The 18,071-nt window shown below is 36.8% G+C and carries 15 protein-coding genes; 8 read left to right on the plus strand and 7 right to left on the minus strand.

Features of this window, described 5'->3' with window-relative positions:
- Positions 1 to 61 precede the first annotated feature (61 nt).
- Positions 62 to 1,075 (minus strand): WD40/YVTN/BNR-like repeat-containing protein, encoded by a 1,014-nt coding sequence (locus AC4IFE_RS12935; RefSeq protein WP_490757594.1) that lies wholly within the window; start codon positions 1,073 to 1,075, stop codon positions 62 to 64.
- 53 nt (positions 1,076 to 1,128) lie between these two features.
- Positions 1,129 to 2,673 (minus strand): APC family permease, encoded by a 1,545-nt coding sequence (locus AC4IFE_RS12940; protein ID WP_490757595.1) that lies wholly within the window; start codon positions 2,671 to 2,673, stop codon positions 1,129 to 1,131.
- Positions 2,674 to 2,839: 166 nt separating this feature from the next.
- Here AC4IFE_RS12940 and pnuC point away from each other — a divergent pair, with 166 nt between their 5' ends.
- The 5 genes from pnuC to AC4IFE_RS12965 all read left to right on the plus strand — a co-directional run bounded on the left by pnuC (position 2,840) and on the right by AC4IFE_RS12965 (position 8,887).
- Entirely contained in the window at positions 2,840 to 3,517 is a 678-nt protein-coding gene (gene pnuC / locus AC4IFE_RS12945) for a nicotinamide riboside transporter PnuC (protein ID WP_490757596.1), read from the plus strand.
- On the plus strand, positions 3,514 to 4,224 hold the full coding sequence (locus AC4IFE_RS12950; protein ID WP_490757597.1) for a hypothetical protein: 711 nt from the start codon (positions 3,514 to 3,516) through the stop codon (positions 4,222 to 4,224). The genes pnuC and AC4IFE_RS12950 overlap by 4 nt, the downstream gene beginning before the upstream one ends.
- 90 nt (positions 4,225 to 4,314) lie before the next feature.
- On the plus strand, positions 4,315 to 5,082 hold the full coding sequence (gene dapF, locus AC4IFE_RS12955; RefSeq protein WP_490757598.1) for a diaminopimelate epimerase: 768 nt from the start codon (positions 4,315 to 4,317) through the stop codon (positions 5,080 to 5,082).
- Positions 5,083 to 5,112: 30 nt separating this feature from the next.
- Complete coding sequence (mltG, locus tag AC4IFE_RS12960; protein ID WP_490757599.1) at positions 5,113 to 6,138, plus strand: endolytic transglycosylase MltG; 1,026 nt, start codon at positions 5,113 to 5,115, stop codon at positions 6,136 to 6,138.
- A gap of 169 nt (positions 6,139 to 6,307) precedes the next feature.
- Positions 6,308 to 8,887, plus strand: coding sequence for a TonB-dependent receptor domain-containing protein (locus AC4IFE_RS12965; protein ID WP_490757600.1), 2,580 nt, complete (start codon positions 6,308 to 6,310; stop codon positions 8,885 to 8,887).
- Between the two features lie 57 nt (positions 8,888 to 8,944).
- Here the strand turns inward: AC4IFE_RS12965 and AC4IFE_RS12970 are convergent, their stop codons facing one another.
- The 4 genes from AC4IFE_RS12970 to AC4IFE_RS12985 form a co-directional block, all read right to left on the minus strand.
- Complete coding sequence (locus AC4IFE_RS12970) at positions 8,945 to 9,376, minus strand: adenylyltransferase/cytidyltransferase family protein (protein ID WP_490757601.1); 432 nt, start codon at positions 9,374 to 9,376, stop codon at positions 8,945 to 8,947.
- Positions 9,377 to 9,480: 104 nt separating this feature from the next.
- On the minus strand, positions 9,481 to 10,500 hold the full coding sequence (gene galE, locus AC4IFE_RS12975) for a UDP-glucose 4-epimerase GalE (protein ID WP_490757602.1): 1,020 nt from the start codon (positions 10,498 to 10,500) through the stop codon (positions 9,481 to 9,483).
- Positions 10,501 to 10,522: 22 nt separating this feature from the next.
- Positions 10,523 to 10,936 (minus strand): hypothetical protein, encoded by a 414-nt coding sequence (locus AC4IFE_RS12980; RefSeq protein WP_490757603.1) that lies wholly within the window; start codon positions 10,934 to 10,936, stop codon positions 10,523 to 10,525.
- Between the two features lies 1 nt (position 10,937).
- Positions 10,938 to 12,062 (minus strand): DegT/DnrJ/EryC1/StrS family aminotransferase, encoded by a 1,125-nt coding sequence (locus AC4IFE_RS12985; protein ID WP_490757604.1) that lies wholly within the window; start codon positions 12,060 to 12,062, stop codon positions 10,938 to 10,940.
- Positions 12,063 to 12,148: 86 nt separating this feature from the next.
- Here AC4IFE_RS12985 and AC4IFE_RS12990 point away from each other — a divergent pair, with 86 nt between their 5' ends.
- Complete coding sequence (locus AC4IFE_RS12990; protein WP_490757605.1) at positions 12,149 to 13,753, plus strand: S8/S53 family peptidase; 1,605 nt, start codon at positions 12,149 to 12,151, stop codon at positions 13,751 to 13,753.
- A 380-nt stretch (positions 13,754 to 14,133) separates the two neighbouring features.
- Here AC4IFE_RS12990 and AC4IFE_RS12995 read toward each other — a convergent pair whose 3' ends face one another.
- Positions 14,134 to 16,668, minus strand: coding sequence for a phosphoenolpyruvate carboxylase (locus AC4IFE_RS12995; RefSeq protein ID WP_490757606.1), 2,535 nt, complete (start codon positions 16,666 to 16,668; stop codon positions 14,134 to 14,136).
- A 269-nt stretch (positions 16,669 to 16,937) separates the two neighbouring features.
- Here AC4IFE_RS12995 and AC4IFE_RS13000 point away from each other — a divergent pair, with 269 nt between their 5' ends.
- Both AC4IFE_RS13000 and AC4IFE_RS13005 read left to right on the plus strand, forming a co-directional pair.
- The gene (locus tag AC4IFE_RS13000; protein WP_490757607.1) at positions 16,938 to 17,342 is read left to right on the plus strand and encodes a putative periplasmic lipoprotein; all 405 of its coding nucleotides are present in this window, start codon (positions 16,938 to 16,940) and stop codon (positions 17,340 to 17,342) included.
- A gap of 38 nt (positions 17,343 to 17,380) precedes the next feature.
- Positions 17,381 to 17,992 (plus strand): hypothetical protein, encoded by a 612-nt coding sequence (locus tag AC4IFE_RS13005; RefSeq protein WP_490757608.1) that lies wholly within the window; start codon positions 17,381 to 17,383, stop codon positions 17,990 to 17,992.
- Positions 17,993 to 18,071: the final 79 nt, after the last annotated feature.

An 18,071-nucleotide genomic window follows, 5' to 3' on the forward strand; every position in this document is an offset into this window, starting at 1 on the left:
TGAGTCTAAATATGATCGTTGCTGGAATCCTTCTAATAATGATAAATTCTATCCCTAAGATTTAAAATTTTAATTTCATGACTGAAATTCTTTCTTTTCCGGCAAAGACTACCGTGTTCGCATTTATCCATCTGCAGACGAAAAATCCTTTCTCATCAGAAATTTTCTTCCAGGTTTTTCCGAAATCTGAAGAATAGCTGATATGCTTATCGCCTACAACAATGATTTCTTTTCCTTTTGATCCCGGTTTAATTTTTACGCAGGACGTCTGGCCCGGATTCTTTCCGGAAGCCTGTATCTGCCAGGTTTTCCCGCCATCATTGGTGGTGGCAATATTATTGATATTTTCATCCTGTTTGGTATAGTCTCCGCCTACTGCAATACCGAATTTATCATCATAAAAATCTATTGAATACATTCCCTGGGAAGATTCTCCCTGGATGAAAGGTGTTTCGAAAATCTCAATATTTTCTTTTTTCAGATTCATTCTCAGGATCCTAGATGCTTTTCCGCCGGTTGCAATCCACAGGAAATTTTTGGAAGAAGCAATATTGGTATTGCTGGCAGCAAAAGCAGCTTCACCACTTTTCAATTGTACATTACTTTTGAACATTTCCCACTTTCCCTTTCTGTAAACAGCTAATTTCAACATATTGTCCTTATCTGCATCACTGAAAGTATAGGCCAGCTGGTCATTCACGAAATGCAGAGCGTCATAAAAAGCAGTTTTCACTGTATCTGTAAACACAATTTCTGATTTCAGGTCTTTTTTACTGATCTTAAAAAAATAGGCTGGACTTTCAATATTAATGGTATAAAAAGAATTCTTATCCTGTGCCAGGGTTCTGAACTGAAGCTTTTTATCGGAAAGATTAATCTGCTTTCTGTTCTCTTTATTTTTAAGATCAACAAATCCGAATTTTGAGCCTGTTCCGCTGTACCAGACTTTATCACCATCAATTTCCAGAGCCCTGATGCTTATTTTATCGTTAAGAATCGTCTCAAAACTTTCTATCTGCTGAGAAAATGTAAAAATTCCTAAAAAGGAAAATAAAAATGGTATAAGCTTTTTCATAGAAACAAAAATAAAAAATCCACAGAATTCTGTGGATTTTAAGTTGATATTTTTTATAAATCTATATCAGGTTTTTCTAAAGGCTCCTGTTCTGCTTTAAAAGTTTCCCCAAAGCCTCCGTTCTGAAGCTTAGAATGCTTTTTACTGTACAGGAAATAAACAAAGAATCCGATGATCAGCCATGCAAAAGAATACATCTGTGCTTCTTTGCTCAGGTTAAAGATCAGATAAACGTTGATCGCGATACCTAAACAGGCAATAAGCGGTAAAGCAGGAACCTTAAAGTTTCTCTGTAAATTAGGTTCTTTTACTCTTAGTACCCAAACGGCCACACACACCATTGTAAATGCAAATAGTGTCCCGAAACTGGTCATATGTGCTAGATCATTAATTGGTGTAAGAGAGGCAATAATGGCAATTACCACTCCTAAAATAAGAAGGTTCTTTGTAGGTACTCCAGTTTTAGGATTTACTTTTGAAAAAGTAGCAGGGATCAATCCGTCTTTAGACATTCCAAGGAAAATTCTTGACTGCCCCATGATCATTACCATCAGTACAGAGATCAATCCTATTGTAGCGGCAATGGTAATAATGTAACCAGCCCATGCATATCCGGCAATATCAAATGCGTATGCCACAGGAGCTTTGATCGCATCCGGATATTTACCTAACGGATTAAAGTCTGTATAATGCATCATTCCTGTTAACACCAAGGAAACAAGGATATATAAAAGCGTACAGATAATCAGTGAAGCGATGATCGCAAACGGTACGTCCTTTTTAGGGTTAATAGCTTCTCCCGCCTGTGTGGAAACGGCATCAAAACCTACATACGCAAAGAAAATAGCTGATGCTCCTGCAACCACACCTGCCAGACCGTAGGCGGAATGCGAGACTCCGTTTTCGGTAATAGTGGTTGGCTCAGGAATAAAAGGCACCCAGTTTTTAAAAGGCTCAGCTGAATTTAAAATGATAAATGCTCCTGCAACGATTACAAAAATAATAGCAGAAACTTTAAGTATTACAATAAAGTTGTTGGCTTTAGCAGCCCCTTTGGTTCCTCTTACCAGAATAGAAATCACAAAGAAAACAATCAAAAATGCAGGCAAATTCATAGAAAACCCGGAGTTTCCTGCTGCAATATAAGTTTGTGGATCTGAGGTAAGATAAGCAGGAAGATGCAGCCCGAACATTTTGAGGAGCTTGGCAAAATATCCTGACCAGGATACGGCGACGGTCATAGATCCCATAGCGTATTCAAGTATCAGCCCCCATCCTATGATCCATGCAAAAATTTCTCCTACCGTACCATAAGCGTAAGCATAAGCTGAACCTTCTACAGGAAGTATGGAAGCAAATTCTGCATAACAAAGTGCTGCAAATACGCAGGCGATCCCTGCAATTACGAATGAAAGTGCCAGTGCAGGCCCTGCATTGTAATACGCACCTGTTCCTGTAAGTACAAAAATTCCCCCTCCAATGATTGCTCCGATTCCGATAGCAGTAAGGCTCCATTTTCCCAGAACGCGTTTCAGCTGACTCTTTTTGATATCAGCTTCATAAGCGCTCATTGGCTTCTTAACCCAAATTTTAGACATGTTTTTTTATTTAATTAAAGATTTACGAAAATATAAAAATTTTACAAACCTTAACGTTTATTAATAAACTTTCGTGATTTATTTTAAACAAATATATTTAAAAAACTGATTTACACATTATTTAATTTATTTTCAAAAGTGCTAATTTTTGCTTATTTTTGATCGCATGAATTTATATGATCTTTTTGTAAAGCCGTATGAAAACTACAGCGGGATACAAATTCTACTGGAAGCTACCGGTGCATTTTTCGGAATTTTGAGCGTGTATTTTTCAATTAAAAAGAATATCTGGGTATACCCTACAGGTATCATTTCTACGCTGATTTATGTTTACATTCTTTTTAATTTCGGCCTGCTCGGAGATTGCATGATTAATGTATATTATACGGCAATGAGTATTTACGGCTGGATCTTATGGTCAAAAAATTCTGAAGACCACGTTCATGTGGAGGTAAGCTGGGCAACAAATAAGGAAAGAATATTCGCAGGGATGCTTTTTATTTTAAGCATGGCACTCGTTACCTTTATTTATTATTATAAGCCTTATATTGACAATACATTTTCTATGGAAGGTGTTAATTTAGGTTTATATCACCTGGACTGGGCCAATTGGCTGGATGTCATTACAACTTCTATATTTTTAGTGGGTATGTGGTTTATGGCCAAACAGCGCATTGAGAACTGGATTTTCTGGATCATCGGAGATTTTATTTGTATCCCTATGATGATTTTTAAGGAACTCGGTATCACTTCGGTTCAATATTTGGTATTTACTATAATGGCTATCCTAGGATACCTCAATTGGAAAAAAAGTTTAAAAGAAAAAAGTACAATAAAGTCATGAAAAATTTATTTAAAATAGCATTCAGTATCGTAGCTATCAGCAGTTTAACATCATGTCTGGCATATAGTGACGGATATGCCAACAACGGTGGCTACGGAGATCCGTATTATAATAACGGATATTACTATGCACCTTCCGGATATTACGGAAACGGCGGTTATTATGGAAATGACGGCTATTATTACAGGAACGATGTCAATTACTATTATGACAACGGTGTTCCTTATTACTATTATAATTCAGGAGACAGCCGAAGAAAAGTATATGTTGAAAGAAGAACGACGGTAACTTCACAGAGACCTAATAACGGATTCCAGAATACGCGTACCAATAACAACAACGGAGGCAATTATAATAATGGCGGTTTCAATAACAACAGAGGAACCAGCACAAGAAACAACAGCAGTAATAACGGATTCAGAAATTCGAATAACACCAATTACAATAACAGCCAAAGACCACAGAGCAACCAGAACAACGGAGGCTTCAGAAATCAAAGTGGCAGTTATCAGAATACTCAGGGAACCCAGAATAACCAAAGCAGTGGTGGTTTCAGAAATACACAACAGTATAATCAAAACCAAAACAGCACCAGACCTGCGGAATCATCCAATGGCGGGTTCAGAGGAAGTACAAGTTCTCCAACCAATACTCAGCAGAACAGCAGTTCTACAAGACAGCAGTCAAGCGGAGGCGGATTTAGATAAAACGATTATAAATAAGAAAACGGACAGCTAACACTGTTCGTTTTTCATTTTAAATATGTTAATTTTGCTCGTTAATTTTAGACTAAAAATATGGAATTTTATAAATATCAAGGGACCGGAAATGATTTTGTAATGATTGACAACCGGGATCTGCAGTTCCCTAAGGAGAAAGATATTATTGAAAAATTATGTGACAGACGCTTTGGAATTGGTGGCGACGGGCTTATCCTTCTGGAAAATGATGATGCTTATGATTTTAAGATGGTATATTATAATTCTGACGGCGGAGAAAGCACCATGTGCGGAAACGGCGGAAGATGCCTGGTAGCGTTTGCTTTCTTTCTGGATATTTTTGAAGATAAATGCAAATTCATTGCTACAGATGGTGAACACGAAGCAGAAATCCATAACGGTATCATCAAATTAAAGATGATTGATGTGGATACCATCTCCCGCGATGGTGAAGATACTGTGATGGATACAGGATCCCCTCATTATGTAAAATATGTGGAAGATCTTGTGACTTACAATGTTTTTGCGGAAGGGAACGGCATCAGAAATTCCGAAAATTATAAAGAAAAAGGCATCAATGTGAATTTTGTAGAAAAAATTACGGATGATGAAATTTTCGTAAGAACCTATGAACGAGGCGTTGAGGACGAAACTTACAGCTGCGGAACAGGAGTTACGGCTTCTGCTTTAACTTTTTTGCAAAAAAATAATCTAATCTCTGTAAAAGTTAAAACTTTAGGTGGAAATCTTAAAGTGCATGCTGTAAAAAACGGAAATTCTTTCCAAAACATTTGGCTTGAAGGTCCCGCAAAGCAAGTTTTTAGAGGTAAAACAGATCTTATTTAAAAACTAAACTTTTTAATCAAATTTTTAATAATGAAAAAAACTGTTCTCATTATCGCTCTCATTATTGTTGGAGCGGCAGGATTTTTTGGTTTGAGATTTTATAATAAATATTATGGAAACAACGTAGAAAAAGACGGATATGTTCTGATTCCACATAAAGCGGATTTCAGACAGATTCTTGATTCAGTGGGTCCATATGTAAAAGATAAGGAAGCTTTTGAAGCGGTTGCCAGGGATAAAAATCTTGATAAATTTTTCAAGCCGGGCCGCTATCATTTCCAGTCAGGAGCAGGAAATACGAATCTGGTGAATATGATCAAGGCCGGGAATCAGTCGGAAAACAGTTTCAGAATCGGTGATTTTGGTGATATGTACCAAATGATAGGAAAAGTAACCAAAAAAACGGAGCTGGACTCTTTACATTTTGTAAACGACCTGAATCAGGTAGCAGCAGAAAAAGGGTACAAAAATGCAGAGGATTTAAAAAAATATTTTTTCATTGATACCTATAATTTTTTCTGGACTGTAAGCCCGAGAGAATTTTTCAAAAAATTTGATGAACAGTACAATGAATTCTGGACAGGCGAAAGAAAAAATAAGGAACAGCAGTCTGGTCTGACAAGAGATCAGATCTATGCACTGGCCTCTATTGTTTATAAGGAATCAGGAGGAAAAAAGGATGAAATGAAAACCATCGCAGGATTATATCTGAACCGCTACAGAAAAGGCATGAAACTTCAGTCTGACCCTACGGTAATCTATGCAATTAACAAGCAGACCAATTTTAAGGAACCTATCAAAAGGGTACTCTATAAACATTTGTCCACACCATCACCATACAATACATATGCTAACGCCGGAATTCCTCCGGGGCCTATCTGCGTGGTCGATAAAAGCTCTGTAGATGCGGTTTTGAATGCAGAAAACAACAATTATATATTTATGTGTGCTGATCCTGCCAGATTTGGCTATCACAAGTTTACGGCAAGCGCTGAAGAGCATGCGATTAATGCAAAAGCTTATCAGGACTGGCTGAATTCAAAAAATATAAAATAAAAAATTATTTTAACTTTTATTTAACAATACAACAATTAACTTTCAACAACTATATACGACTTATACATCTATAAATAACATATAAATCGTAATATTTGAAATCAAAGCCAATTGATGATTTCATAATATTAAATATTTATACTTTACGATTTTACCCAAAAAATACCTTATGAATCAGACGGAAATTGTCAACATTTTCACAAAAAAAACGTTAGCCCTTACTTTTGTACTTTCGGCAGCTGCAATGGCATTTGCCCAGGAGAAGGCAGGCGTTACGGGAATGATTGTCAACAAAAACAACCAGCCGGTTCCTTATGCTTCTGTGACGTTCAGCAATAAAGCGAACAAGTCATTAAGCGATGCTGTATTGACCGATGAAAAAGGACAGTACAAACTGGAACTAGCCCCTGGGAATTATGACATTACAGTAGAAGCAATCGACTATAAAAAAAGTGTAGTCAATAAAAGCATTGCCGGTCCCGGAAATATTGGTGCATTATCCATACAGCCTGAGGCAACGACTACGTTAGACGGCAAAACCCAGGAAATACAAGGTGTGGTGATTACTGCAGCGGCTACAAAACCTTACAAAGTTGAGCTTGATAAAAGGACTTACGATCCTTCACAGGATATTGTAAGTAAGGGGGGAAATCTTCAGGATGTCTTATCTAACGTTCCTTCTGTTTCTGTGGATACCGACGGTACGGTTTCGATGAGAGGTAGTTCTAATGTAAAATTTCTGATCAACGGCAAACCTTCTGCCCTACTTGGGATTGATGATGGAGCCAATGCACTTCAGAGTATTCCTGCAGACCAGATCGAAAGAATTGAAGTAATTACCAATCCTTCTTCTAAATTTGAAGCCAGCGGTACTTCAGGTATTTTAAATATCATTCTGAAAAAGAATAAAAAAATAGGCTTTAACGGAAGTGTAATCGGCACTTTAGGTTATTTGCCCAGAACGGCTCTTAATGCTAATTTAAGCTGGAGAAAAAATAACTGGACATGGTTTTTAAACGGTGGTGGTGGCTATAGTGAAAATAAAAGCAAAAATGACACGGAGACCACCTATCATAACATTGTCTTCCCTAATATATTGCCTAATGAGCAGCCTAACGATGTTCCGACATATCAATTGCAGAATTCTACCAACAAAAGTTACAATAAAAATTACAATGCCAGCGCAGGATTTACCTATGATATCTCTGATAAAACATCATTAAATCTATCCGGGGTTGTAAGAACGTTTGAAGGAGACAGTAATGAGCTACTGAATACTTTTAACAGTTTTTACCGATATAGTGATCAAAAAACATGGAACCTGATGGATTCCTATGGACAACGAGATTCTGAGGGTAGAAGTACCAATCTTGCATTCCAGGGAGATGTAGGATTGGATCATAAATTTGATGATAAAGGACAGAATTTATCTTTATCATTTAGCTTACAGAGAAACAGAAGTAATAATAATTCTAATATTCTTGAAACTGAAGACTCTGTTCCTGTACAAAAAGATATAACGCAAAGACATTCTGTTAACAAGACTATTATCGGAAAAGCAGATTATGAACTTCCCATCGGTGAGCAATCTAAACTTGAAGCAGGATACAGATTAGATGTCAATAACAATGATTATGATAATTTTGTAAGCAGCACTTCTAATAATCCATTTATTCTGGATTATAATAACAAAACGAACTATAGAGAAATGTTTAACGCCTTCTATCTGCAATTTAAAAGTAAGGTAGGAGAAAAATTTGCCTATCAGTTAGGGTTAAGAGATGAGCTGTCAAATGTTAAAATTGATTATGCTAATTTAAATCCCAGTCAACCTCCGATCAACAAAAACAAGAATTACAACAATTTATTTCCAAGCGTATTCTTAAGCTATGATATATCAAAGAATAATCAAATTCTTGTAAACTATTCCCGTAGAATTGACAGGCCGAGATCATTCTTTATGGTTCCCTTCCCTAATTACAGCAATAGTCAAAACGTTTTTGAAGGAAATATTGATTTGAATCCATCTTATGTAGATTCATATGAAGTAGGTTATAATATTACAAGGAAGAAATTCACGATTAATCCTACTCTTTACTACAGACATGCAACGGAAGATACAAAAATGCTTGTCTACAGACCGGACGAAAGCCAGGGTATTTTTTACACAAAACCCATTAACCTTGGTAATGATGATCGTTATGGTTTAGATCTAAATTTCACTTATGATCCATTTGCCTGGTTAAAAATCATGGGTAGTTTAGACATGTTTGGTTATAAAACGACTGGTATAGCCACATACGAAACAAAAGATATTTTAGGCAATACGAAATTAGGCACAATGGACTTTACAGGTGATGGCTTCTCAACAAGAGCCCGTCTGAATACAACCTTTAAACTTGATAAAACATTGAGCATACAGCTGCAAGGGTTCTACAGAGGGGCACAAAAATCGGCCAATCAGGATACCCAAGATATGTATGCCCTGAATTTAGGAGCCTCTAAAACAATATGGAAAGGTGACGGTACGATATCTTTCAATATTCAGGATATCTTTAATACCAGAACCAGAGAAGTATACAGCTATAATAGCGACTACACCCGCAGAAATTATATGCAGTGGCAGCCAAGGCAGTTCTCAATTGCTTTAACTTACAGATTTAAGCAAGGTGAAAAAATAGAACAGCCTAAAAAGAAAAAAGATATTAATGCTAATGAAAGTGGCGATGATCAGCAAGCCCCAATGTAATACACAAAAAATCCCGAAAAATATTTCGGGATTTTTTTATTTTACGGTTTCAGTGTGTTATGACTTATCCTTTTCAGCTTCATAGATTCTTCTTCTAAGGTCGCTGGTGGAAAACCTGTGATCTCTTTTATTATAAAAAATCTCAATTCCTTTCTCTTCACAATACTTTTTACCGGTGAAATCTCTGTCCATATAATCATCACCGATAATTCTTACATCAATAACAAAAGATTTTAAAATATCTTCAAGATCTTCTTCTGTGTAATACGGGACAATTTCGTCAACAGCATTTACAGCCTTTAACTGAATATATCTTTCCACAATGGTCTGGCTCGGTCTGTTCTTATTCGGACGGTCATGGGAAGGATCTATCTGAAGCCCTACAATTAAGTAGTCGCATACGGTTTTAGCTTCTTCAAGCATTTTGATGTGCCCTGCATGAAGCAGATCAAATGAGGAAAATGTAATACCTATTTTTTGTGTTTTCATACTAGTTCAATTAAAATTCCGCTACAATATTATTTTTTATCTATAATATAAAAGAATATTGAGGGGAAGGGTTTTATAATTTGTTTATAATTGTTTTAAACTTATTAAACAGTTCTGGATTCAAGATACTGCTGCCATTTCCATACTGTTCTTAAAGATTCTTCCAATGGAGTTTCGGATTTCCAGTGCAGGTCTCTTTCAGCCTTGTCAGCATTAGCATACGCAACGGTAATATCACCTTCCCTCCTGGCACAGATCTGGTAAGGAACCTCCACATGATTAGCTGTTTCAAAAGCTTTTACCACTTCCAGCACAGATGAACCTTTTCCTGTTCCCAGGTTAAATATATCAATTACTGTTTCTTCGCTGTTCTCCAATAATCTCTTAAGAGCACTTACGTGAGCCTTAGCCAAATCAACAACATAAATATAATCACGAACTGCGGTTCCGTCTTCAGTATCATAATCGTCACCCCAGATATTCAGCTTCTCACGGATTCCTGCGGCTGTCTGGGTAACATAGGGAATTAAGTTATTAGGAACTCCTAATGGCAATTCACCTAATTTTCCTGACGGGTGAGCACCGATTGGATTAAAGTATCTTAAAAGTGAAATTCTTCTGTTGTAGGCTTTTGCAAAATCAATCAGAATTTCTTCTCCCATCTGCTTTGTTTTGCCATAAACACTTTCAGGCATTTTCAATGGTGTATTTTCATCAATCGGCATTTTCTCTGCCTGTCCGTACACTGTGCATGAAGAGCTGAAAATAAAATTAGAGATTCCTCTTTCCTTAAATTCCTGAAGAATATTGATCAGCGTAAATAAATTATTCTCGTAATAATCTATCGGCTTTACCTGGCTTTCTCCAACGGCTTTGGAAGCTGCAAAATTGATGCATCCTTCAATCTGATGGGCATCAAAGACCTGGCTAAGGAGCTCTTTCCTCTTCAGGTCAAAAGGATAAAAAACAGGTTTTTTCCCTGCAACCTCCTCAATATTTTTTAAAATAAATTTTTCAGAATTGGATAAATCATCTACAATAACAACTTCATAACCATTATTGATGAGTTCTACTACGGTGTGGGAACCTATATATCCTAATCCTCCTGTAACAAGTATTGCCATTTTTTTTGTTTAATATTTTTTTTTAATCGTTGTGTTTTCCTATTTCTTCTATTTCTTCTGCTATTTTATTATTTTTTATTTTAAATACGTTTACAATAATCAAAATTAAAAGTAATAAGGTAAAAATTTTAAAATGGGGATATTCTACAGCATCAAAACCTTTTTTTAAAAAGATCGGTAAAAGATAATTACCTGTATACATAAGATATAAGAACAATCCCAGACTCAAAAATAGAACAGCTTTATCATATTTTTCAATTAAATTAATAAATGCAAATAAATTAATAGTAATTGAACCAATGATGAATATAAAACTGATTATACTAAAGTTTTCAAATATTGCAAAAATTCCAAATGCAGATATTATGAAAAGAATAAAGCTGGTCATCAATGCTAAATAATAAGCCAGTCTGTATTTAAATATCTGCTTTTTCATATTACTTCATAAACTCCAGCACAGCATCCGAAATATACTTCAGCTGCTCTTCATCCAGTTCTGTATGCATCGGAAGAGAAATTACCTGATCCAAAAGCTTGTCTGTATTCACAAAATCTGCATCATTGCTTTCCTGATAATAAGCTTTCTGCTTTCTTAAGGCTACCGGATAATAGATCATCGCAGGAATTTCTTTTTCTGTAAGGAATTTTTGAAGTTCGTTACGTTTTCCGTTCAGAATTCTTAAAGTATACTGGTGAAATACATGAGTAGAATATTCCGCCCTTTTTGGAGTTAAAATATTTTCGTTTCCTGCAAAAGCTTCGTCATAATAATCAGCGGCTTTTCTTCTTGCATCATTGTAAGAATCAAGATTCGGAAGTTTTTTTCTCAAAACCGCAGCCTGAATACTGTCTAATCTTGAGTTCACTCCCACCTCATCATGATAATATCTTTCGTACATTCCGTGATTAACAATTCCTCTTAAACGGTGCGCAAGTTCATCATTATTGGTAAAAATAGCTCCACCGTCCCCATAACAGCCTAAATTTTTAGAAGGGAAAAATGAAGTCGTTCCCACAGTTGCCATGGTTCCTGCATATTTTTCAGTTCCGTCAGAGAATGTGTATTCCGCTCCTATTGCCTGTGCATTGTCTTCAATGACGTAAAGATTATGCTCTTCTGCAATTTTTAAGATCTCTTCCATATTGGCACACTGTCCGAAAATATGTACCGGAATAATCGCCTTTGTTCTTGGCGTAATCGCTTTTTTAATTTCTTCTGTAGAAATGGTGAATGTATCGTAATCTACATCTACCAGCACTGATTTCAGTTTCAGCAGATGAATAACTTCTACTGTAGCAGCAAAAGTGAAATCTGCGGTGATCACTTCATCCCCTTCTTTAAGATCCAAAGCCATCAGCACGATCTGCAAAGCATCCGTTCCGTTAGCACACGGGATCACATGCTTTACATCTAAATAAGATTCCAATTCATTCTGGAAAGACTTTACTTCAGGGCCGTTGATAAAAGCCGCAGAATCCATTACATTTAAAACTGCATTGTCTACATCATTCTTTATTTTGTAATACTGACTTTGCAAGTCAACCATCTGAATTTTTTTCATAAATAAATATTTGTGTAAAAATAAGGAATTTAAAATCCTATCAAAAATTTTATTGATTTTGTTTTATCTTTATAAAAAATAACTTCATGAAAAAACTTTTACTCTTTTGTCTTTTAGTGGGTTACTCCGCTGTAAACGCGCAGACCGAGCTGGTTTTTGTTTATTTTACGGCCAAACCGAATAAAGCTGCTTTTTATGCAAATCCTCTTTCCGAACTGACGCAAAAATCCCTCAACAGACGTACTTCTCTGGGCATTCCGCTGAACGACCAGGATGCTCCCATTGAACAGTCTTATATACAAAATCTTCAGAACCTTGGTTTTACTGTCACAGACTATTCCAAATGGCTTAACGGAGCTGCTGTAAATGCGACTCCGGCTCAGATAGCAATCTTGCAGTCACAGCCTTATGTATCATCGGTCGGAAGTTTTGCAAGAAACAATAGTTCCGTTCCTAAAACAGCGCATCAGGATAAATGGAACTCTTCTTCTGAGACTCAAAAGACTCTGACTGTTTTTGATTATGGCTCGGGCTCTGCACAAATCGACCAGATCAATATAAGGCCTCTTCATCTTGCCGGATTTACAGGAACAGGAGTTTCCATTGCAGTTATCGATGCAGGCTTTCCTTATGTAGATACCGGATCTGCCTTTGAAAGATTAAGGAATAACAATCATATTAAAGCTGTTTACGACTTTGTCACCAAAACAAGCAACGTATACAACACTTCTATCAGCAATCACGGATCTGCTGTACTGGGAGCCATGGGAGGCTATATCGAAAACACTTTTGTAGGTTCTGCTCCGGATGCCGATTTCTATCTTTACCGTAGCGAAAATACGGTTGGTGAAATTCCGGAAGAGGAATTATACTGGATAGAAGCAGCCGAAGAAGCAGACAGGAAAGGAGTCGATATCATCACGTCTTCTCTTGGATACAATGTTTTTGACGATTCCCGGTACAATTACAGCTACTCGGATATGAATGGAACCACTTCTTTCATCGCAAGAGCTGCTGAAATAGCTGCCAATAAAGGAATTTTCGTTCTTGCAGCGGCAGGAAACTCTGGCCTGCAGCCATGGCATTACATTATGACTCCTGCAGACAATGCTAAGGTATTCAGCATAGGATCCGTAGATGATGCAGGAAATTCTTCAGGATTTTCATCATACGGCCCCAATGCCATTGGTGTGGTAAAACCTGATGGAAGTGCAAGAGGAAGTGCATCTGCTACAGTTAACAACAGCACCCTGGTTTCGGTAAACGGAACTTCTATTGCAACGCCTATTGCCGCCGGTGGTGTAGCATGTTTCCTCCAGGCTTTTCCTGCGATGGACAGGGAGCAGGTAAGGACAAAATTACGCCAGACCGCTTCACTTTATCCGGCTCACACAGACCAGATGGGTTATGGTATTCTTAATTTTGGAAACCTTTATAATCAGGTACTGAACACTTCTGAAATGGTGAAAAAACAAAAGTTTGCCATTTTCCCGAATCCTGCTAAAAATATTTTGAATGTTGCTTCTGAAAGCGAAATCCTGTCGCTGGAAGTTTATGATAATTTAGGAAAACTGATCAGAAAGAACAACAGTCAGAAATCTATAAAAGTTGAAGATTTTCCGAAGGGAACTTATTATCTGAAAATCCAGGCGAAGGATCAGATTTTTTATGAGAAGTTTTTAAAGGAATAGTTATTGGATATGTCTAATCCTGAATTTATTATCAACTACAATAACACAAATGCCACAAGTTCAAATCAATGAAAAGGATTTGAACCATTTTGTTGTCACACTTTAAAAGTGAAATGATTAAGGCTGAAAGTACAATCTAGTTATTTCATTAAACAACCAAAAATTAATCCTTGTCAAGGTTTAAAACCTTGACAAGGATTGATTCAGACTGCTCAGATTTATATCTGTGACAAGTATTCAATAGGAACGGGCTTTAGCCCGTTTCAATTATATTATCAACCAATTGGCTTTAGCCAAAATCTAAAAGCATTGTACTCATATGCTATTCGTTTTAAACAAAAGAAAACGCCTCTCTAATCGAGAGGCGTTGTTATGATCCATTAAGCTGAGTTTCTGCTCGCGTTAATATTTCCGAATAATGATCTGGTCACCAGCTTTTCATAGGTTTCCTTATTTCCTTCCCCCTTCTGGATCTTCATCAGTGCATACTGCTGGATACTCAACAGCGGAAGTACAATTTTTTCCCTGATCTTCACCGATTTTCTTGACAACGGATCTTCTTCCTGGAGCATTTTGAAGCCGGTAAGCTCAAGCATAATATCTCTTGAAAGCGTATATTCATCAAAAAGAACATTCCAGAATGCTCCGAATTTCGGATTATTTTTAATGTAATACGTCAGCGGAAAATAGGATTTGTTCATGCTCATCATCGAATTCAGAACTAAAGTTTTGAAGAAATCCGAACCTTTATACAGTTCTTTTACTTCCTCCAGCCTTCCCTGCTCTTTCATCTGCTGCATGGCAAATCCGAACCCGAAGAACCCGGGAACATTCTGCTTCAGCTGAGACCATGAACCTACGAACGGAATTGCTCTGAGATCCTCAAATTTCAGCTCAGTACCGTTTCCTCTTTTGGACGGGCGGCTTCCGATATTTGTTTTACCATAATATTCCAATGTACTCATCTCCTGAAGATAAGGAACAAACATCGGGTGAGCTTTAAGGTCTGAATATTTTTTATAACTGATATCAGCAAGCTCGGCGATCAGTTTTCTTTCTTTTTCTGTAAGATCCTTTTTAGAGTTTTTAAAGACATCATTTTCCACCCCGGCGGTCAGAAGCTGCTCAAAATTATATTTAGCCTGCTCTTTATTTCCAAAAATACTGGTGATCGTCTGTCCCTGGATGGTCAATTCTATTTTATTATTAGCAATCGTATTTCCCTGTGATGCATAGAAATCGTGGGTTTTCCCTCCTCCTCTTGCGGGTGGTCCGCCCCTGCCATCAAAAAACACTACTTTAATTCCATTCTGAACGGAAAGTTTAGTTAAGACTTCTTTGGCTTTATAAATTTCCCAATTGGCTTTCAGATATCCGCCATCTTTTGTTCCGTCTGAAAAACCAAGCATAATGGTCTGCTGATTTCCTCTGCTTGCAAGATGCTTTTTATAAACCGGATTTTGGTAAAGCTCGTTCATTACATTTTTGGAATTGGCAAGACCCTCCATGGTTTCAAAAAGGGGAACAATATCCATTTTGATGTCTTCATCCTGATATCCGCAGATCTTAAAAAATGCATATACATTCATTACATCTTTTACAGCATCGGAATTCGAAATAATATAGCGGTTCATACCTCTCTGTCCGTTCTGATTCTGAATCTCGGAAACCTGCGAAACCGTTAATAAGGTATCTTTAACGATATCTTCAAACTGATCTGCATTAACTTTATCCTTGAGCTGGATCAGCTTATTGAATTTATCTTCTTCAGAAGCGTCTGCATCTCCGTATAGTTTTGCAAAAACCTCATCTATAACTTTCTGATGGATCCTGCTGTCCTGGCGAACATCTAATGTAGCAAAGTGGGTCCCGAAAATTTTCACCCGGTCCCGGAAATTCGTCAGCAGATCTAAAAACAGAGAATTGTGTTCATTCACCAGTATTTTTTCTGCTTCATCCGCCTTTTTCAGAATATCCTCTGCTGTGATCATATTTCCGTTGAAGATTGCTCCATACAGCTCATCGCTTAATTTTGCCAATACTTCAGAAACTCCTCTGAAACTTAATCTTCTTCTGATAAATTTCAAATGGCTGTAATAAGACTTCAGGATCGCTGAACGGAGTTCTTCTGCCACTCTTTTGGTAACCTCAGCCGTCACAAAAGGATTTCCGTCCCTGTCTCCCCCCGGCCAGAAACCTAGTTGGATAATATCTTCATGAAGGTGGAAATGCCCGTTTCCAAACGTCTTTTTAATTTTGGTAAACAGCTCTCCTATGGTATCATAATAAACATATCTTAAATAGGAAATAATGCTCAGGGCTTCATCAATTGGAGTTGGTTTTTCTTTATTAACGAAAGGTGTTTTCCCCAATTGCTGCAGAAGCGTATCGATCTGGGTAACGGAATCACTGGTAATAGCTCCCCGCAAATCCTGGATAATCCTCTGTACCGAGCTTGGATAAAACTGGGTCGGGTGCGCTGTAAAAACTACTTTTACTGTAAAATCCTTCAGCTTTTCACGGACTTTTTCAAGTTTGTGATCCTGATATGAACGTTCAAAAAGATTGGTCACCGTTCCGCTGTCGCTTTCAGAATGAAGGTTTGGAAATGCAGCATCCTCTATACTGTCAAACAAAACCACCTGTCTTTCGATGTACTGTATGATCTTAAAAAGCAGTTCTACTTTCTGCTCTTCTGTTTGAAGATCTGTGTGGTTTTTAAAAAATTCTTCGACAATTTCCTCAGGGGTTTTGCCTACTTCATATCCGTTTCGGCTTTCCTCATAAAGGAAGGGAAGAAGCATACCGATATTGGTCATTTTATCATAAGGCAGGCTCATAAATAATGAATTGTAGATCTGGAATTTATTCTCCACGATCTGCCTGAATTTTTCTGCTCGTTGGTCGTGTATCATATAACAAATGTAATGGATTTTGGTTTTAAATGAATTGACAAATGACAAGAAATAAAGGGTCATGAATAAAATTATTTTACTGCTTTTTTTGAGAAAATTAAAATCGTCTTAATTGTTTTTTGCTAGTTTATTTTATTGGGTTTAACTAGGTTTATGGGTTTCTGTTTCTTCAGTTTCATCGGGGTCAATATTCAGGAGCTGTGATAATAATTTTGAATACAACCGTTTAATGATTAATTTTACTTTTTACAGAAATTAATCAGCATCCCATGAAAAATATATTTGTATTCCTTTTAATGGCTTTTATTTTTACAGGCTGTGGTGAAGATTGCTATAATGCCCCTCAGACGATAGCTTTTAAATTCGTTGATTCTAATGATGAAAATCTGATCACAAACGGAACACTTACCGTTTATTCGGTAAAGGATGAAAATCAGGTTGGCGTACAATTAACCAAAACATCTGACGATATGGTTATTTTAGAAAATGTGGGTGCGTATAATGGTACAAAAAATTATACTTTCTCTTCTAATGTTAAAGCTTTTGACTTTTCAATACAGTCTTCAGAATTTAAAGGGGGTTGTGACGGATATCAGATCAATAAATTAACATTTACAGGGGTTGGTATTGATGTAACAGACGAAAAAGGGTATTATAAAATTGTACTGCAATAGTTTAAACAGCCTTAGTACTATTTAAGAAAATAATAATTATGAAAATTATTTCGATCATTTCTTTTCTGATTCCGGGTTTATTATTTTCCCAAAATAAAATTCCCTCTGATTTCAAAAAGATTCCGGATATTCTGGACACTGCGGAATATTTATATCCGTTCATTGTTCCGGACAAAGACTATGGCTACTGGCGGGTACTTACCAATGATCCTGATCCAGAAAAGGCTGTGATCTACGAAAGCCAGATGCCGGATTTTATGACCATCAATGAGCCTCTTCCTGAGAGAGGTTTCTTCCAGCAATGTATAGGCAACCGGTGCTTCTCATACATTCTTGCCTGCAAAAAAGACCGATCCGTGTATTTCTCTAATGAGCAGCAACTGAGAGATTTCATCGGAACGGTTGACAATCTTCCGGAAGCTATTCTATTGGCTCAAACCTATGGCTTTAAAATAGATACAAGCAATAAGCTGAGTGGTTCCTATAAAATCGAAGACAGACATATGTATCTGTATGTCTCAAAGTCTAAAGGCTGCCCGGAAATTAAAGAATCTTACTTTATAAAGATCAACAGAAAAACCGGGAAACTGGTATCTCAAAATAACGGTACTTATTTCAAAAGTGATAAATGCAACCAGACTTCTGAATAATGCTCTCGCATTCTATGTTAAAAAGCAAGTAAAATTTATTAAAAATTAAGATGCAAATTTGTAAGTGTTTACAAAAGGA

Source organism: Chryseobacterium sp. UF-81, assembly GCF_058245105.1.

Excerpts from the sequence above, each read along its gene's own strand:
- AC4IFE_RS12985 (WP_490757604.1), bottom strand. The coding sequence starts at position 12,062 with ATGAAAAAAATTCAGATGGTTGACTTGCAAAGTCAGTATTACAAAATA.
- AC4IFE_RS12980 (WP_490757603.1), bottom strand. The coding sequence starts at position 10,936 with ATGAAAAAGCAGATATTTAAATACAGACTGGCTTATTATTTAGCATTG.
- pnuC (WP_490757596.1), top strand. The coding sequence starts at position 2,840 with ATGAATTTATATGATCTTTTTGTAAAGCCGTATGAAAACTACAGCGGG.
- AC4IFE_RS12995 (WP_490757606.1), bottom strand. The coding sequence starts at position 16,668 with ATGATACACGACCAACGAGCAGAAAAATTCAGGCAGATCGTGGAGAAT.
- AC4IFE_RS12970 (WP_490757601.1), bottom strand. The coding sequence starts at position 9,376 with ATGAAAACACAAAAAATAGGTATTACATTTTCCTCATTTGATCTGCTT.
- galE (WP_490757602.1), bottom strand. The coding sequence starts at position 10,500 with ATGGCAATACTTGTTACAGGAGGATTAGGATATATAGGTTCCCACACC.
- AC4IFE_RS13000 (WP_490757607.1), top strand. The coding sequence starts at position 16,938 with ATGAAAAATATATTTGTATTCCTTTTAATGGCTTTTATTTTTACAGGC.
- AC4IFE_RS12940 (WP_490757595.1), bottom strand. The coding sequence starts at position 2,673 with ATGTCTAAAATTTGGGTTAAGAAGCCAATGAGCGCTTATGAAGCTGAT.
- AC4IFE_RS12935 (WP_490757594.1), bottom strand. The coding sequence starts at position 1,075 with ATGAAAAAGCTTATACCATTTTTATTTTCCTTTTTAGGAATTTTTACA.
- dapF (WP_490757598.1), top strand. The coding sequence starts at position 4,315 with ATGGAATTTTATAAATATCAAGGGACCGGAAATGATTTTGTAATGATT.
- AC4IFE_RS12990 (WP_490757605.1), top strand. The coding sequence starts at position 12,149 with ATGAAAAAACTTTTACTCTTTTGTCTTTTAGTGGGTTACTCCGCTGTA.
- mltG (WP_490757599.1), top strand. The coding sequence starts at position 5,113 with ATGAAAAAAACTGTTCTCATTATCGCTCTCATTATTGTTGGAGCGGCA.
- AC4IFE_RS12965 (WP_490757600.1), top strand. The coding sequence starts at position 6,308 with ATGAATCAGACGGAAATTGTCAACATTTTCACAAAAAAAACGTTAGCC.
- AC4IFE_RS13005 (WP_490757608.1), top strand. The coding sequence starts at position 17,381 with ATGAAAATTATTTCGATCATTTCTTTTCTGATTCCGGGTTTATTATTT.
- AC4IFE_RS12950 (WP_490757597.1), top strand. The coding sequence starts at position 3,514 with ATGAAAAATTTATTTAAAATAGCATTCAGTATCGTAGCTATCAGCAGT.